At 71.2% G+C, this 15379-nt stretch carries 20 protein-coding genes; 6 read left to right on the forward strand and 14 right to left on the reverse strand.

Translation table 11 applies throughout. The annotated features are described in order from the left end of the window. Nucleotides 1-78: 78 nt before the first annotated feature. The 3 genes from J2754_RS09255 to J2754_RS09265 all read right to left on the reverse strand — a co-directional run bounded on the left by J2754_RS09255 (nucleotide 79) and on the right by J2754_RS09265 (nucleotide 2656). Complete coding sequence (locus tag J2754_RS09255; protein ID WP_211087248.1) at nucleotides 79-891, reverse strand: TCP-1/cpn60 chaperonin family protein; 813 nt, start codon at nucleotides 889-891, stop codon at nucleotides 79-81. Between the two features lie 94 nt (nucleotides 892-985). Next, complete coding sequence (locus J2754_RS09260) at nucleotides 986-1906, reverse strand: glycosyltransferase family 2 protein (RefSeq protein WP_188877794.1); 921 nt, start codon at nucleotides 1904-1906, stop codon at nucleotides 986-988. A gap of 45 nt (nucleotides 1907-1951) precedes the next feature. Beyond that, nucleotides 1952-2656 carry a class I SAM-dependent methyltransferase gene (locus J2754_RS09265; protein WP_211087249.1) on the reverse strand — a complete coding sequence of 235 codons (705 nt, stop codon included), beginning with the start codon at nucleotides 2654-2656 and terminating at the stop codon, nucleotides 1952-1954. A gap of 177 nt (nucleotides 2657-2833) precedes the next feature. On the opposite strand from J2754_RS09265, the gene J2754_RS09270 reads away from it, so the two are divergent. The 3 genes from J2754_RS09270 to J2754_RS09280 all read left to right on the forward strand — a co-directional run bounded on the left by J2754_RS09270 (nucleotide 2834) and on the right by J2754_RS09280 (nucleotide 4620). Then, on the forward strand, nucleotides 2834-3103 hold the full coding sequence (locus J2754_RS09270) for a MarR family transcriptional regulator (protein ID WP_211087250.1): 270 nt from the start codon (nucleotides 2834-2836) through the stop codon (nucleotides 3101-3103). Nucleotides 3104-3110: 7 nt separating this feature from the next. Beyond that, nucleotides 3111-3866 (forward strand): MBL fold metallo-hydrolase, encoded by a 756-nt coding sequence (locus J2754_RS09275; protein WP_211087251.1) that lies wholly within the window; start codon nucleotides 3111-3113, stop codon nucleotides 3864-3866. 88 nt (nucleotides 3867-3954) lie between these two features. Beyond that, nucleotides 3955-4620 (forward strand): YkgJ family cysteine cluster protein, encoded by a 666-nt coding sequence (locus tag J2754_RS09280; protein ID WP_188877790.1) that lies wholly within the window; start codon nucleotides 3955-3957, stop codon nucleotides 4618-4620. Nucleotides 4621-4677: 57 nt separating this feature from the next. Here the strand turns inward: J2754_RS09280 and J2754_RS09285 are convergent, their stop codons facing one another. Together J2754_RS09285 and J2754_RS09290 are read right to left on the reverse strand one after the other, a co-directional pair. Then, the gene (locus J2754_RS09285) at nucleotides 4678-5118 is read right to left on the reverse strand and encodes a TRAM domain-containing protein (RefSeq protein WP_188877789.1); all 441 of its coding nucleotides are present in this window, start codon (nucleotides 5116-5118) and stop codon (nucleotides 4678-4680) included. Between the two features lie 53 nt (nucleotides 5119-5171). Then, nucleotides 5172-6866 (reverse strand): radical SAM protein, encoded by a 1695-nt coding sequence (locus J2754_RS09290; protein WP_188877788.1) that lies wholly within the window; start codon nucleotides 6864-6866, stop codon nucleotides 5172-5174. 117 nt (nucleotides 6867-6983) lie between these two features. Between J2754_RS09290 and J2754_RS09295 the strand changes: the two genes are divergently transcribed. Together J2754_RS09295 and J2754_RS09300 are read left to right on the forward strand one after the other, a co-directional pair. After that, entirely contained in the window at nucleotides 6984-7142 is a 159-nt protein-coding gene (locus J2754_RS09295; RefSeq protein WP_188877787.1) for a DUF7559 family protein, read from the forward strand. Further along, nucleotides 7139-7534: an Hsp20/alpha crystallin family protein gene (locus J2754_RS09300; protein WP_229772810.1), complete on the forward strand. Its 396-nt coding sequence runs from the start codon at nucleotides 7139-7141 to the stop codon at nucleotides 7532-7534. The genes J2754_RS09295 and J2754_RS09300 overlap by 4 nt, the downstream gene beginning before the upstream one ends. A gap of 44 nt (nucleotides 7535-7578) precedes the next feature. Here the strand turns inward: J2754_RS09300 and J2754_RS09305 are convergent, their stop codons facing one another. Then, on the reverse strand, nucleotides 7579-8631 hold the full coding sequence (locus J2754_RS09305) for an NAD(P)/FAD-dependent oxidoreductase (protein ID WP_188877786.1): 1053 nt from the start codon (nucleotides 8629-8631) through the stop codon (nucleotides 7579-7581). A 313-nt stretch (nucleotides 8632-8944) separates the two neighbouring features. Here J2754_RS09305 and J2754_RS09310 point away from each other — a divergent pair, with 313 nt between their 5' ends. Next, entirely contained in the window at nucleotides 8945-9103 is a 159-nt protein-coding gene (locus J2754_RS09310; RefSeq protein ID WP_188877784.1) for a hypothetical protein, read from the forward strand. On the opposite strand, the gene J2754_RS09315 is transcribed toward J2754_RS09310, so the two are convergent. The 8 genes from J2754_RS09315 to J2754_RS09350 all read right to left on the reverse strand — a co-directional run bounded on the left by J2754_RS09315 (nucleotide 9100) and on the right by J2754_RS09350 (nucleotide 15277). Beyond that, nucleotides 9100-9879 carry a DUF7388 family protein gene (locus tag J2754_RS09315; RefSeq protein ID WP_211087252.1) on the reverse strand — a complete coding sequence of 260 codons (780 nt, stop codon included), beginning with the start codon at nucleotides 9877-9879 and terminating at the stop codon, nucleotides 9100-9102. The two genes, J2754_RS09310 and J2754_RS09315, sit on opposite strands and share 4 nt — an antisense overlap. A gap of 136 nt (nucleotides 9880-10015) precedes the next feature. Beyond that, nucleotides 10016-10609: an NUDIX hydrolase gene (locus J2754_RS09320; RefSeq protein WP_188877782.1), complete on the reverse strand. Its 594-nt coding sequence runs from the start codon at nucleotides 10607-10609 to the stop codon at nucleotides 10016-10018. A gap of 46 nt (nucleotides 10610-10655) precedes the next feature. Continuing rightward, nucleotides 10656-11183 carry a DUF7109 family protein gene (locus J2754_RS09325; RefSeq protein ID WP_188877781.1) on the reverse strand — a complete coding sequence of 176 codons (528 nt, stop codon included), beginning with the start codon at nucleotides 11181-11183 and terminating at the stop codon, nucleotides 10656-10658. A gap of 26 nt (nucleotides 11184-11209) precedes the next feature. Next, nucleotides 11210-12301, reverse strand: coding sequence for a glycosyltransferase family protein (locus J2754_RS09330; RefSeq protein WP_188877779.1), 1092 nt, complete (start codon nucleotides 12299-12301; stop codon nucleotides 11210-11212). A gap of 67 nt (nucleotides 12302-12368) precedes the next feature. Further along, on the reverse strand, nucleotides 12369-13256 hold the full coding sequence (locus tag J2754_RS09335; protein ID WP_188877930.1) for an SDR family oxidoreductase: 888 nt from the start codon (nucleotides 13254-13256) through the stop codon (nucleotides 12369-12371). A 2-nt stretch (nucleotides 13257-13258) separates the two neighbouring features. Continuing rightward, nucleotides 13259-13687, reverse strand: a complete 429-nt coding sequence (locus J2754_RS09340) for a DUF5791 family protein (RefSeq protein WP_188877778.1) — start codon at nucleotides 13685-13687, stop codon at nucleotides 13259-13261. A gap of 35 nt (nucleotides 13688-13722) precedes the next feature. Then, a complete protein-coding gene (locus J2754_RS09345; RefSeq protein ID WP_188877777.1) occupies nucleotides 13723-13896 on the reverse strand; it encodes a DUF7286 family protein in 174 nt (57 codons plus the stop codon). 31 nt (nucleotides 13897-13927) lie between these two features. Then, complete coding sequence (locus J2754_RS09350; RefSeq protein ID WP_188877776.1) at nucleotides 13928-15277, reverse strand: alkaline phosphatase family protein; 1350 nt, start codon at nucleotides 15275-15277, stop codon at nucleotides 13928-13930. Nucleotides 15278-15379 lie beyond the last annotated feature (102 nt).

A 15379-nucleotide genomic window follows, 5' to 3' on the forward strand; every position in this document is an offset into this window, starting at 1 on the left:
AGTCGCGGGGTCTGCGAACGAGATGCGTTCGCCCGGCCTCGCGGGAGCGACGTCCCGCCGCCGACGGCAGACGCCGCGTTACTCGGCGGCGATCACGTCGTCGATGCGGACGATCATGGTCGCGGCCTCGGTCGCGGCGGCGAGCGCTTCGTGCTTGACGGCGGCGGGGTCGAGCACGCCGTGCGCGACCGGGTCGCCGATCTCGCCGCGGTCGCCGACGGTGACGACGCCGGCGCGGCCGGTCTCGTTCTCGGCGCGGAGGTCGACGAGGGCGTCGATGGGGTCCATGCCGGTGTTCTCGGCGAGGGTGCGCGGGAGGACGTCGAGGGCGTCGGCGAAGGCCTCGGCGGCGAGCTGCGCACGGCCGTCGATGCGCGCGGCCTCGTCGCGGATGCGGTCGGCGACGACGATCTCGACGTAGCCGGCGCCGGGGACGACGACGCCGTCGTCGAGAGCGACGGCGACGACGTCGAGGGCGTCGCCGATGGCGCGTTCGAGTTCGTCGAGGACGTGTTCGGTGCTGCCGCGGACGAGGAGAGTGACGGTGCTGGCGTCGGCCCCGCCTTCGACGAGCGCGAGGTCGTCCTCGCCGTAGCGTTCGACACGGACGGACTCGGCGTATCCGAGGTCGGCGTCTTCGACGAGCATCTGCGCGGTGGGGTGTTCGATGTCCATCTCCGCCAGGATGGTCACGCCGTCGTTCGTGATGACGACGGTACCCGTCGAGTCGACGAGCATCTTGTCCATGCCGCGGGGGCCGAGGGTCGTGCGAACCGCGTCGGCGACCGCCTTCCCGGCGGCGATGTTCGCCGTCTGCGCGTCGCGCCCGCGGGTGCGCCGGGCGTCGTCACCGAGGATGACCACCGGACTTCGGGTACCCTGATGGGACATGGATGACCGGAAGGCTCGCAGTTCTACATATGGTTTTCGCGGCACGTGCTGTGAAAGAACGCACGAGCGGTGCGAGCGCGGGTCAGCATGGCGGCTACAGGTCGTAGCGGGACATCGCGCGGTCCATCCGCGAGGAGACGCCGTTCGGGTTCCGAGTCGGCGTCCGGTCACGTCGGCGGGCGCGGAGGCCGGCCTCGACACCGCTGACGGCGTTCGTCAGGACCGCGCGTCCCCGCGAGAGCCACGACGACGGGGTCTCGTCGCCGTCGAGCACGTCGCGCGCCGCGGCGCCCGCCTCGCGGAGCGCGTGGCGGACGGCGCGCCACGCGACGGAGAGGCTGACGCCGTAGTTCTTAGCGAGGCGGTAGGCGAGCGCGCGGTACTTGAGGCCCGTCGCGGACCCCTCCGGGGTCTCGGCGACGCGGTCGGGCACGTCGTCGCCGTCCGCGCGGAGGACGGCGAAGGCGGGTTCCCAGACGACGCGCGTGTCGAGGCCCGCGAGGCGGTGGGCGGCGTCGCGGGCCGCGCCGGTCTCCAGGTACTCGTCGAAGCCGTCGAGGGCCTCGGCGGCCGCGCGCGTGAACGCGACGTTCCCGCCGTCGAAGTAGCGGACGTCGCGGCCGGCGACGGTCTCGCGTTCGCACTCCTCCGTCGTGACGCCGCCGGAGACGGCGCGGTGGACGGGGCCGGTGACGACGTCCGCGCCCGCCTCGATCGCCGCCGCGAGCGCGTCGTACCACCCTTCACGGACGACCGAGCGGTGATCGACGAACGCGACGACGTCGCCCGTCGCGGCCGCGAGTCCGGCGTTTCGGGAGGCGTTGAGGTTCCGTTCGGGAATTTCGAGGAGGACGTCGGCGGCCGGGTGGTCGCGGACGAGCCCCGAGGTCCCGTCGCTCGACGGGCCGTTGACGACGACGACCTCGACGTCGGGGAGGTGCGTATCGAGGGCGTCGAGGGCGCGCGCGAGACGGCGGCGCGCGTTCAGGGTGGGGACGACCACCGATAACTCCATAGCCCTACCGAACGGGGCCGGGCGTAAAAGCGACGCGACACGGCGTCAGACGTGCGCGTGCCAGTAGGAGACGGACGCGAGGCGATCGCCGAACGGGGTGTCGCCGACGGCGACGTCGGCGTCGCGGATGGGGTCGGCGAGCCACCCGGGGAGCTTCCGGTAGAAGCCGTACGGGAGGACGAAGTCGTGGGCGTCGCTGCGAAGCGTGAGGCCGGCGCCCCCGAGGAGGTCGCGGACTTCGCTCGTCGAGTAGAGCCGGGACCCCATCGGGAGGAGGGAGTTGTAGAGCGAGCGCGTGCTGTATCGGTTGAAGGTGTCGAAGAAAACATCGCCCTTCGAGACGCGCGCCATCTCACTGAGGAACTTCGCGGGGGTGTCGGCGAGGTGGAAGAACCGCATGGCGAAGACGGCGTCGAAGTAGTCGTCGGGGAAGGGGAGTCGGGCGGCGTCGCCCCGCATGAACTCCAGGTGGTCGTCGACGCCGACCTGACGGGCCTTCGCGCGCCCCTCGCGGAGCATCGCGGCGGAGATGTCCATCCCGGTGATGTCGGCCCCCCGTTGAGCGCAGAGGACGGTGAATCGGCCGGTCCCGCACGCGACTTCGAGCACCCGCTTGCCGTCGAGTGGGCCGAGGGCGTCGAGGACGGCCTGCTTCTCGCGGCGGTCGATGAGCCGGCCGCCGCCGGAGAACCGCTTGTCCTCGTACTCCGCCGCGACCTCGTCGGCCTGGTACCACTCCTGTCCCTTCACGGTCTACACGACTCTACATCTGCGGGAATGTAAAACGATACTGGATGCGCGTCGGGGGACCCCGCGACGGTCGTCCGACGACGACGCGTGCGGCTCACTGGTACGACCTTATACAGTATAAGGTAGCCGTCGTTCGAAGTACCAACCTTTATCTACGGGTGTGTGCGATTTACTGCCATGAGTACGACGGGAGAGCAGCGACCATCACCGATAAAAGACGACGAGGAGTTCCGCGAGCGGCTCCGCGACCTCCCGCCGAGCGCGAAGCTCGTGGCGAAAGTCCTCGAAACCGAGGAGCCCCTCTCACAGGGCCAGCTCGCCGAGGAGTCGCTGCTGCCGGATCGAACCGTCCGATACGCCCTCAACCGCCTCGACGAGGCCGGTCTCGTCGACTCGCGGTACAGCTTCCGCGACGCGCGCAAGCAGGTCTACTTCCTCGATCACTGACCGGCGCGTGTCCGGCATCGAGCGCGTCCCCGTCCCCGTCGACCGCCGCGTCCCGAGCGGCCGGACGAACGCGTACGTCGTCGATACCGTCCTCGTCGACCCCGCCGCGCGCTGCGCTCGACTGGACGGCGTCGGCGGGATCGAACACGTCGTCGCCACGCACACGCACCCGGATCACGTGGGCGCGCTCGCGCGCTACGCCGAGCGGAACGGGGCCACCGTCTGGGCGTACGCCCCCTACGCCGATCGCTTCGCCGACGCCACCGGCGTCGCTCCCGATCGGACGTACCGCGAGGGCGACTCGGTGGGACCGCTCGACGTCGTGGCGACGCCCGGCCACGCGCCCGATCACGTCTCCTTCGTGTCCGGCGACGAGTATCTCGTCGGCGACTGCTGTCGCGCGGGCGGGAGCACCGCCATCGCCGACGAGGGCGACCTACGGGCGTACCTCACGAGCCTCCGACGGCTCTACGCCCGCGACCCGGGGACGCTCTACCCCGGACACGGCGACCCGATCGAGCGCCCGCGCGAACGCCTCGCCGCGGTCGTCGCGCACCGCCGCGAGCGCGACCGGGACGTCCGTGCGGCCGTGGCGAGCGGCGCACGGACCGTCCCCGAGATCGTCGAGGCCGTCTACGACCGCGACCGCGGTGCGTTCCGGTCCCTCGCCGCCGCCACCGTCCGCGCACACCTCGACAAGCTCGTCGTCGAGGGACGCGTGACGCGCGAGGAGACGCCGGACGGGCCGCGATATCGCGCCTGAGAGCACGACACGGCGCGCGCCGCGCGGCTCGGCGTCGAGAGCCGGGGGACACGGGAGGCTTTTGGCGGTCGAGCGCCGATCCGTGCGCATGGAACGCCTCGAAGACGAGCTCGAGCGCGCGCGGGAGTTGGACGTGGCCGCGCTCGCGGACGCCATCGAGGCGATCGGCTTCGAGTGCACGCGCTGTGGCGGGTGCTGTAAGGGCGTGGGCGAGGAGCACACGGCGACGGTGTTCCCGGACGAGGCCCGAGCGATAGCCGACGCCGAGACGTTGGAGTGGCGCGACGTCGCGCGCCCGATGCCGTACGGCCTCGACGCCGACGGGGCCGGGGAAACGTTCGAGTGGGCCCTGCAGACCGACGACTGCGGGGACTGTACCTTCTACGAGGAGGAGGGGAGCGCGACGAGCGACTCCGCGGGAACCGGCGCCTGTACCGTCCACGACCACCGACCGCTCATCTGTCGGACCTACCCGTTCTCGGTGGCGCTCGGCGGCACGAGCCAGCCGATGGGCGAGGCCGTCGACGAGGCGGGGATGGTTCGCGCCCACGAGTGCGAGGGACTCGGCCGCGACATCTCGCGGGCCGACGCCGAGGAGCTCGCCGCGGCGCTCAAGGAGCGCGCCGTGACGGAGTTAGAGGAGGCGATCGACGTCCGCGACGCGTACGCGCCCGTCGATCCCGACCCCGGCGAGACGGTCGTCCACGACTCCGAGGGCGCAAAGCGGCCGGACGGGACGCGATACGAGGGGTAGACCCCCCGCGAGCGGCGGGGGGAAGACGGAGACGGTGCGGGTACGGAGATCGGACGGTCAGGCGTCGGCGTCGTCCTCGATGGTCTCGCCGACCGCGAAGTTGGACTTCACCTGTGTGATCTCGACTTTGACGCGATCGCCGATCTCGACGTCGGGGACGATGATGACGTAGCCGCGTTCGACGCGGGCGATACCGTCGCCCTGCTTGCCGATGTCCTCGATCTCGACGTACCGGATCTCGCCCTCCTCGACGGGGGGCTGTGGCCCCCCGCCGGTGGCGTCACCCGTCGCGGGCGTGGAGCCACTCGAAGCGGCATCGCTCGATGAGTCGGCGCTCGCCCCGTCGTCGTCGCGTTCGATGAGCGCGACGCGGTACACCTCACCGGGATCGACGGCACCGGCCTCGATCTCGCTTGTCGGGACGCGGACGACGTACTCGTCGTCGCTGACGGTAACTTCGGCGTTGAACAGACAGAGGAGCTGATCGGAGATTTCCACTGTGAGACCCTCGTGGGAGCATCGGCATCGTCCATAATAGTTCTACCCCACCCCTAGCGGGTGAAGCGCGCGAGGTCGGCGTCCCCCGGTGCCTCCGCCGGGGTCTCGTACGGGCGGTTGACGACGATGTCGCCGGCGGTGCCCGAACCGACGCCGGGGAGCGCACGGAGCTCGTCCATCGACGCCTCGTTGAGGTCGAGGGGATGGGGGACGCCGGTGACGGAGCGATAGCCGTGATCGGTGACGGCGACGTCCGTGACGGTCCCGAGCTCGCGTTCACCGGGGACGGCGACGAGGAGCGCGTACGTCCCGAGCGAGCGCCCGAAGGTCTTCCCGTCCTGGTGGTACTCGAAGTGGACGTCCTCCAACACGGTGCCAGGCGGACAGACGCGTTCGAGCATCGGCTGGTCGACCTCCTCGCGGACCGCGCTCTTGTATCGCTTGAAGCGCTTCTTGTTCTGCCTCGCCACGTCCGCGCCCGTCTCCGCCATCTCCGTCCCCTCGAACGCCATCACCTGCCGGATGTTGATACGGCGGAGCATCAGCCCCGCCTCGTAGACGCGTTCGAGGAAGCGCCTGTTGTGCTCGTAGGTCTCCTCGCGTTCGCCCTTCAGCCCGTGCAGGAGATTGATGCCGGGGAGGAGCTTGGGGAGACGGCTCACCTCGTCGCCCGTCGAGGGGCCGACTTTCTCCGACTCGCCGGGCCGCCAACCGCCCTCCTCGTTGACGATGCGGACGGCCTCAAGGCACTCGTCGGCGTCCACGAGGAGGTTGTTCTCCTCCTGGACGACGGGGTCCGCGGATTCGAGGCCGAAGGCCGCGGTGTCGCCCGGCGTGTTGTGCTCGGCGATGACTCGGATCGCCTCGCGGGACTTCTCGGGATAGTCCACGATGGTCACCGGGTTCATGTTGTCGAGGTGGAGCGTCCCGAGGTCCGGGACGGCCGCGCGGATGCCGCCGTAGAGCTCGCGGAGGGCGTCGGGGTTCGGCGCCTCGCCGTCCCCCCCATAGGCGAGGATGTCGGCCTGCCGGCCGATGCGGAAGTCGTTCACGCCGGCGTCCGCGAGCGCGGCGACCTCGGAGACGACGGAGTCGGGCGTCCGGAAGTCCGGGTCGCCGTACATCGGCTCCGTGCAGAACGAACAGCGGTACGCACAGCCCCGGGAGGTTTCGAGTTCCGCGATGAGGTACTCCGGGTGGTTCGGGTGTTGCTCGACGACGAACGCACCCGCCTCCGCCCAACGATCGAGTTCCGCGTTGTCCCGATAGCGGTCCTCGAATCCCTCGAGACCGCTCGCAACGAGGTCGTGGGCGGCCGCCTCGACGTCCGCCATAGCGAGGAAGTCGAAGTCGAGGTCGTCGCGCGCCATGTCCTGCGCGCCCGCGTTCTCCTCGCCGACGCCGAACCTGATCGGGCCGCCCATCAGCGAGGTGCCGTTCGCCGTCCACGCGAGTTCGCGCACCTCGTCGGGTTCGGCGGGCGTGCCACCCACGTATTTCCCCGGAACCGTCATCCCGCCGAGGTAGATCATGAGGTCCGCGTCCTCGACGTCCAGCCAGCGCGAGCGGTCGTCGCGGAGCGCGTCGATCGTGTGGTAGGTGATCTGCGACTCGGGGACGCCCGCCTCACGGAGCGCACCCGCCGTGTAGCGCGGATAGGTGGAGATGTACGGCGGCACCCCGAAGTGGGCCGGCTCGTCGACGTAGCCGTCCACGATGGTCACGGAAAGCGTCGCGGGGTCGGTCATGAGCGGGGAAGGGGTTCGACGCGTAAAAACGCGACCGTCGCGGCGCGCCGCGCGAGCGGACCGGCCGAATCCGCGGAAGCCCGCGTGTTTATTGACCTCCCGGGCGAACGCACGAGCATGCCCGCGACGATGGAAGTCGAGTGCACGGCCGACGACTGCGAGCTCGACATGGCGGAACTCCACTACACGTACGACGTCCCGGACGACGTCTCGACCGCCGACCTCCGGTGTCCCTACTGCGGGTCGGAGACGTCGCTCGCGGAGATCGAACTGTGAGCGACCTCGTGACGTACGGCGCGGCCGCGAGTCGCGCCGTTCTGAAGCGCGTCGGTCGCGCGATGAGCCGCGTCCAAGAGCGCACCGCGCTCGCCGTCGACGTCCTCGAAAGCGACGACGAGTACCTCCTCGTCTTCGACGCGCCGGGCGTCGAGACCCGAGACGTCGAGGTCACGGCGGAGGACGGGGGCGTCACCGTTCACTTCGATCGGTACCGGGAGTATCGCGACGGGTTCCGGACGCTGCTCGCCGGCCGCGGCCTCGCGCTCGACGGTCACGCGGAGCTACCGGCGGACGCCGCGGTCGACGATCCGGGCGCGCGCGCCGAGCTCCGAGACGACGGGACGCTCCACGTCTACGTGCCGAAGGGCGACGCCGTCGCCATCGAGTAGCGGGGAACCCCGGACGGGCGCCGCGTCACCCGCATCGAACCGGTTCAGAACCGCGTCGGATCGAACGCGCCGACGCCGTCACGTTCTCCCAACACGTCTTCCGCGAGTCGCTCGCCGGCGGCCGGCGCGCGCATCAGCCCGTGACCGTTCCACCCGGCCCCGACGTAGAGACCGTCCGCGACCTCGCCGAGCAGGGGATCGTTGTCCGGCGTCCGCGCACAGACGCCCGCCCACGAGCGCTCGATCGGGACGTTCGCGTTCACGACGCGCTCGCGGAGGCGCTCGACGATCCGATCGCGGAACGCGTCGTCGGCCTCGCCGTCGTAGTCGTCGGGATCGACCGGCGTCGTGACGCCGTCGCCCGCGATGATCCCCTGCGCGTGCGGCCGGGCGTAGTACTCCCGCGTCGCGTCGTAGAGGATCGGGATCGCCGGCCCGCCGGCGACGGCCGCCTGGACGCGATACGGCTCCACGGGCACGGAGACGCCCGCGTCCGCGAGTACGTCGCCCGTCCACGCGCCCGCGGCGACGACGACCGCGTCGTACGCCGCGCCGTTCACCCGGGGCGGGTCGAGGGCGACGGACGCGGTCGTGTGCGTTCGCACGTCCGCGCCCGCGTCGCGGGCCTTCGCCGCGAGCAGGTCGACGTAGCCCGCAGGATCGACCGTACCCGCCGTCCGCGCGAGGCCGGCGACGACGACGTCGTCCGCGCGCAACACCGGAAACCGCCGTCGGATCGCCTCGGCGTCGACGAGTTCGACGTCGCGGTCGTGGTGGCGCATTCGCTCGACTTGTTCCCGGATCGCGCCCGCGGCCGCTCCGCCCTCCGTTGCGAACCAGAGGTACGGCGTGCGTGCGAAGCGGAAGTCGCGTTCGCCCGAGAAGGAGCGAAAGCGCTCGATTGCGCGCTCGGCGAGCGCGACGTCGACGTCCTCCGCGTAGGCGTCGTACGCGATGCCGGCCGCGCGCGACGTGCTCCCAGCCCCGAGGTCGTCGCGCTCGTACAGCGTCACGTCCGCGTCCCGACAAGCGAGATCGTACGCGGCCGTCAGTCCGACCGCGCCGCCGCCGACGACCGCGACCGAGCGCGCCGTCATCGCGGCCACCCCGTCGACGCGCGACCACCCGGCCGTCCCGTCGACGCCCGACTACCCGGCCGTCCCGGGGCCCGCCGCCCGTCGCCCGCGCGTCCGTGTCCGTGCATATCCGATGGGGTGGCGCGGCGGCCACTTCAACGGACACGGTCGCGCGGCGTGCTCGGTGCGTGCGAACCCCCGGTTGAGCGGAGAGGAAATAAAATTATACTGATACGTGACCGGAGGACCGGGGTCTGAGGCCACGACGCGACCACTTTCACTTTCACCACGCGCACGGGTGAGCTATTAGCAACGAGGGATCGTAGGCCGGTGTATGAGTGCCGATGGAGCGGCCGTCGTCGGGGAGTCGAGTCGTGAGGAAGCGCGAATCGACGTCACGGAGGCGTCGTTCGCGTGGGTGCGCTCGTTCGTCCGCGGGCGCGACGCGCACTTCGAACGCGACGGCGAGCGGACGTATCTCGTGCTCGACTAGCGGAACGCGTCGGGGCCGCGGGCGGGGTAGCCGACGACAGTGTCCGCGCCGGCGTCCTTCAGTTCCGCGACGCGCTCGCCGACCGTCTCGGCGTCACCGACGAGCGCGTAGTCGCGCACGGCGGCGGAGAGCACCTCGCGGGCACGGCCGGTCGCCGACCCGTCAGTCGCGGCGTCGTCCGGGAGCGCTCGCCGGACGGGACCGCGTCGAGCCGTGTAGTCGCCGAGCGCGTCCAAGATGGCCTCCTCGTCGTCGTCGAGAACGACGGGTGCGTAGAGCGAGACCTGCCCCTCGTAGCCCGCCACGCGGAGCGCGCGGAGGTCGCGGTCGGTCGAGCGCGAGAGCAGTTCGAACTGACCGGCGCCGGTGGCGAGCGCGACGCGCTCGATACCCTCGGTGCCGACCCACGCGTCCGGGTAGGCCTCGACGGCCGCGCCGAGGCGCGGCGCGATGCGCTTCTCCTGCTCGTCGTCGTCGAGGTACGCGCCGTGGCCGGCGACGAGAACGCGGCCGGCGTCCTCCGGGAGCGTCGCGGCGAGCTCGTCGTCGCCGAGCGGGTCGAACCCCGCCGCCCGAACGGGCGTGGTGAGCCGGAGGTCGCGCCGGGCCGCGATGTCGGCGAGGACGTCCGATTCGGGGAGGTGCGCGCGACCCTCGTAGTCGATGACGACCGTGTCGAAGGGGAGGTCGGCGGCGACGCTGACGTCGCACTCCATCGGCTTCAGCGCCACCGCGTCGATGCCGGTCTCGCGGGCGCGGGCCGCGGCGCTCAGCACGCTGTGCCCTCCGCGACGCGTCGGCGACGTGTCTCGCTCACGGCTGCGGTCTCAGAACGGTGCTGGAACGCGACCACTCGTCTGGGCGACCATGTACGTCCGCACTAGGCCGCGTCCCGGCAAAAGCGTAGCGGATTCACGGCTCGGCGTCGGGATCGACGACGCGATCCGGCGTCGTCGGTCGCTCCCACCCGCAAGCGAGTTCGAGGAACTGGACGAGGATGCGCCCGGTCGCTCCCCAGACGGTGTATCCGTCGACCCGGAAGAAGTGAACGTCGAGCTCGCCGTATTCGGGGTGGTCGCGGCGCTCCAGTTCGTGGTTCGCGGGGTCGAGCAGGGCCGCGAGCGGGAGGACGGCGATCTCCGCCACCTCGCGGCGATCCGGGTCGTACGTCCGGTCGGGAACGCGAGCGACGATGGGCGTGATCGCGTAATCGGTCACCGTCTCGATGTCGTCGAGGCGTCCGACGACGCGCGCCTCCTCGGGGCGGAGACCGATCTCCTCGTCGGCCTCTCGGAGCGCCGTCGCGGTCGCGTCGGCGTCGCTCGGTTCGCGGCCGCCCCCGGGAAAGCTCATCTGTCCCGGATGTTCGCCGAGGTGATCCGCGCGCTTCGTGAAGAGGAGCGCGGGACCGTCGGACGCCTCGACGACCGGGACGAGGACGGCCGCCTCGCGCTCCGCGCCCGCGCTCGTCTCGGGACGGCGGGTGGCGATGCGACCGAGGTCCATGCCGGTGTGCAGACGCCTCGCCCCCTTAATCGTTCCTCGGGACGCGTCACCGCGCATCGGCGATGCGCTCCCGGACGTCGGTGAAGTCGGTCCCGGTCAGCGCCGCGGCGTCGTACGTGACGTCGATCAACACCGCCGGGTCGGGCGCCTCGATCCCCGCCTCGTCCCCGCTCTCGTCCTCGCCGTCCGCGTCGCCTCCGCTCTCATCGAGCGCGGCGACGTCGGCCGCGAGGCGCGCGCGGAGCGCCGTCTCGACGGCGTCGCTCGGCACGTCGCGCCGCGGTGCGTCGAGCAGGTGAGGGAGGTCCTCGCCGCCCTCGGGGGTCACCGGGAACGCCCGCGGCCCGGGGACGAGGAGAGATGCGTCGGCGTCGAGCGTCCCGAGGCCCGCCGGATCGACTTCGAGGAGCGCGTACGCCTCGCGGGCGTCCGCGACGGCCCGATCGTGCGACTCGCGGTCGTGATCGTCCCCCCGGCGCGCGGCGAGATCGGCGACGGCACCGGCGAGCTCCTCGCGTGTCAGGCCGCCGAAGAGGTCGCAGACGCCCGCGAGTTCGTCTGAATCGAGGGACATGGAGGGGAGTGGGCGTCGCGGGCGCTTCAACGTACCGCGTCGAGGTCCGCCGCGGCGGCCTCGCGGACCTCCGCGATCGAGAGCGGCGCGTCGTCCCACGCGGGGAGGCGGGTGTCGGGCCCCGGTTCGCTCACGGCCGCACGGTACGTCTCGACCTGTTCGCGCTCGGCGGCCGCGTCGTGCGCGAACCCGTTGAACGCCGCGTCGGCCGCGTAGCCGCGCTCGAAACGCTCGGCGGCCGCGACGTAGCGCTCCGGGAGCGTGTCGTACTCCGGGCTGACGCCCGCCTCCTCGACCACGCGGAGGAGCGCGTCGCCGACGCCCTCGCTCATGTCGCCGAGCCCCGTGGGGCCCGAGACGGCGCGGTGGTCGTGTTCGTAGAACCCGAGGTCCACCTGCGCGACGCCGTCGGGTCCGGTCGTCCGGTAGGCCTCGCCGAGCGTCCCGACTTCGAGCCCCCAGCGCCGCTGGACGCGCAGCGAGCGCGCGACGTCGCCGGTCATCGCGCACTCGCCGGCGAGCGCGTAGCGGAACGCGCCGAGATAGTCGAGGATCTCGTGATCGTGGCGGTCGGCGAGCGCCGCGATCAGCGGCTCGTAGAAGAGCCGAAAGAGCCGCCCGTAGAGCCGGCCGGACTCCACGCGGGCGTAATACCCCTTCGTGAAGTCGAAGTCGCCGGCGAGCGGCGCGAGGAGTTTCGGCACGTCGCGCTCGCTGTAGCTCTCCGCGTCCGCGTCGTGGAGGGCGACGTGCGCCGAGTCGGCCGCGAGCCCGAGCGCCAGCCAGATGTCCCGGCCCTTGCCCGTCTCGCCGTCGAGACCGACCCCGTCCAACAGGTCGGCGAGGCGCGTCCCTGAACACCAGAGCACCTCCAGGGGGAGATCGAAGCCGTCGAGCCAGTCGCAGAAGGCCGGGACGCGCTCGGCCGGGGCGCGAAGCGGCACGAGCACGCGCTCAGGGTCGAGCGACGCGAGCGTCGAGAGGACGCCCTCGGCGGCCAGCCCCGCGTACTCCCGTTCGGTCATCGGGACGATCACCGTCGTGCGGCCCACGGGGGCGTCCGGGGCCGCCCCGCCGTAGTCGTGGAGCGTCGCCACCCGCTCCTGCGTGTACTCCATACGGGGCGTGGGCGCGCCGACGGCAAAAAGTCGGGCGAAGCGGGCGCGCCGGCCGACGACGAACGCGTTATCGTCCGGCCCGGTACGCACGGACCGCGTCCATGTACCCCTCGCGGTACGTCGGATACGCGTACTCGTAGCCGAGATCGCGCACCAACGCGTTCGAGCAGCGCTTACTGGTCGTGAGTCGCCGGCGCGCCGCCTCGGAGAGGTCGTCGGCGGCGAGGCGGTCGGCCCGCGGGACCGTCGCCGGCCGCGCGACGCCACACGCGTCCGCCAGCCACGCCGCGAGATCGCGCCGATCCACCGGCTCGTCGTCCACCGCGAGCAACAGCGGTTCGTCCGTCTCCGTCAGCGCGAAGCGGACGATCCCCGCGGCGTCGTCGCGGTGGAGCATGTTCAGGTACCCCTCGACGACCGAACCCGTGGTGTAGCGTTCCAGCCGGTAGCGATCGGGGCCGTAGAGGCCGGCGAAACGGACGACGCGCCCCGCCATCCCGTGTTCGGCCGGGCGCTCGCGGGCGACGCGCTCGGCCTCGACGAGCACCTCGGTCTTCTCCGTCGTCGGCCGGAGGGGCGTGTCCTCGTCCACCCACTCCCCGTCGTGGTCGCCGTAGACCCCCGTGCTCGACGTGTAGACGAGCTGGGTCGGCGCGTGCTCGCGCTCGCCGAAGGCGTCGATCGCGGTGCGCAGACCCTCGACGTAGACCTGTCGGGCGGCGTCGGCGTCGCGCCCGCCCGAGGAGGCGGCGAAGACGACCGCGTCGACGTCCGGGACGGCATCGAGGCTCTCGGCGTCCGTCACGTCCGCGCGCACGGCGTCGAAGCCCGCCTCGCGGATCGCCGCGAGGCCGTCGTCGGAGCGCCGAACGCCGATCGGTTCGTGGCCGGTCGCGGCGAGCTGGCGGCCGAGTTCGAGGCCGACGTAGCCGCAGCCGAGGATGGCGACCCGCATCGTCACCACGGGTTCTCGACCGCGAGGTGGTGAACGACGCGCGCGTACTCCGCGAGCGTCATCTCGCGGCGCCCCTCGACCTTCTGCTGGAGCACCTTCGGGTCGAGATCGGTGTCGATGGCGCGCTGGAGCGCGCCGATGTCGACGACCGCGGAGCTCATCTGGAGCATCAGGTGATCCCGGACTTCGAGCAAGTAGTCGTCGGCCGCGGGATAGTCCGGCGAACAGGACAGGACGGCCGCGGCCTCCGCGAGGGTCACGTCGTCGGGGTTGTCGAGGATCACCTCGACGCGTTCGGTCGAGAGGTCCGTCTCCGCGGCGACGGGCTCGATCCCGCGTTCCTCAATGACGGCCGTGAGCGCGGCCAGATACTGGGTTCGGAGCGCCTCCGGGGCTGTCGCCGCTGGATCGGCGATCTCCTCTGTGAGCATACTCGACGTTAGCGCTCGGGCTAAATGGGGGTTTCTCACTCGCCGCGCGCCGCCCACCCCGCCGAGGTCTCGCTCAGCCGCCCGACGTCGCCGACGCCACGCGGACCCGGCGGGACGACCGCGACGACGCCCGTCCGATAGTCGAAGGCGAGCGCGGTGTCGCGGCCGAGGCGATCCGCGCGACCGTCGCCGTCCACGTCGAGCGCCACGGGGGCGTCGGCGCGGACGTAGCGGCCGGGCTCAGCCCTTGACGAGGCTACCGCCGTCGAAGTCGGTGGCGTCGAAGTCGATGTCGAGGAGGTCGAGCATCGTCGGCGTCAGATCGAAGAGGTTGGCCTCGTCGATGGCGACCTCGGGCGCGTCGGTGACGAGCGTCGCGTTGTCGAAGGAGTGCATCCCGTTGCGCGGGCCCTTATCGAAGACCGTCTCGCTCCCGCGGAAGCCGGCCTTCAGGTCGAACCCGTGGTTCGGGATGGCGACGAGGTCTGGCGCGATCTCGTCGTGATCGCCCGCGAAGGCGTCCTCCTTCTCGACGACGCGCGCGACGACCGGTTCGCCGTTCGGTCCTTCGAGCGCCTCGATCTCGGCCTTCAGCTCGTCGCGGACCTCGTAGTAGTCCTCCTGTGCGACGCTTCCGCGCGGCTCGCGCCCCTCGAGGTTGAGGTAGAAGCGCCCGGGAACGAAAGCGTACGCGCGCGTGTCGTCGTCGATGTCAGCGAGGCTGTCGTGCTCGTCGTCCTCGAAGGAGAGCCACCCGCGCTCTTCGAGCCAGTGGTTGAGGTGGACCTCGTAGTCGAGCGTCGTGAAGCCGTGATCGGAGGCGACGACGAAGGTCACGTCGTCGGGCGCGGCCTCGCGGAGCTTCCCGATGTAGTCGTCGACCTGATCGTAGAAGTCGAGGAATTCCTCTTTGTTCTCGCCGTCGCGCTCGTAGTCCTCGAAGAGGAAGTGGTTGACCCGGTCGGTCGTCATGAAGACGCCGAAGAAGAGGTCCCAGTCGTCCCCCGTGAGGTAGTGGTCGAAGGCCTCGTAGCGCTTGTCGAGGGTGTGGTGGGCGTCCTCGACGAACTCCGTCTTGTCCTCGTCGTGACCGAGTTTGGCGTTGACGTCGATGCGATACCCCAGCTCGTCGAGGTAGTCGCCGACGTCGCTCGGGTGGGAGGCCTTCTTCACGCCAGGGGAGAGGAACCCCGAGACCATCCGGTCGACGTTGCGCTGGGGCGGGAAGGTGACGGGGACGTTGAACACGGAGGCGCGCCGGTCGGCGTCGGTGACGCGATCCCAGAGACGGGTCGCCTGTACGTCGCGGCCCATCGGGACGTACGTGTCGTACGTCCCGGTCTCTCGGTCCTGAAAGCCGTATACGCCCGTCTTGCCGGGGTTGACGCCGGTCGTGAGGGAGGGCCAGCAGGCGCTGGATTCGGGAGGCACGATGCTCTCGATGGCGCCACCGGCACCGTCCTGTGCCATCGCCGTGAGGTTCTCGAACACCTCGGGGTGGTCCGCGACGAGCGAGTAGGGCACGCCGTCGATTCCGATGAACGCGACCCGCGGACCGTCGTCGCCGCGGAGTCGGTCGAAGAGTCCCATATCGCCTTTGTCCGCTCGCGCGGCTTAAGAACGTTCGTTCGCGTCGGCTTTCGCCCCTGTCTACGAGCGGGTCGCCGACGAGCGAAACGGGAGCGGCGCGGC

It is taken from the genome of Halarchaeum nitratireducens, assembly GCF_017874695.1.
Classification (GTDB): Archaea; Halobacteriota; Halobacteria; order Halobacteriales; family Halobacteriaceae; genus Halarchaeum; species Halarchaeum nitratireducens.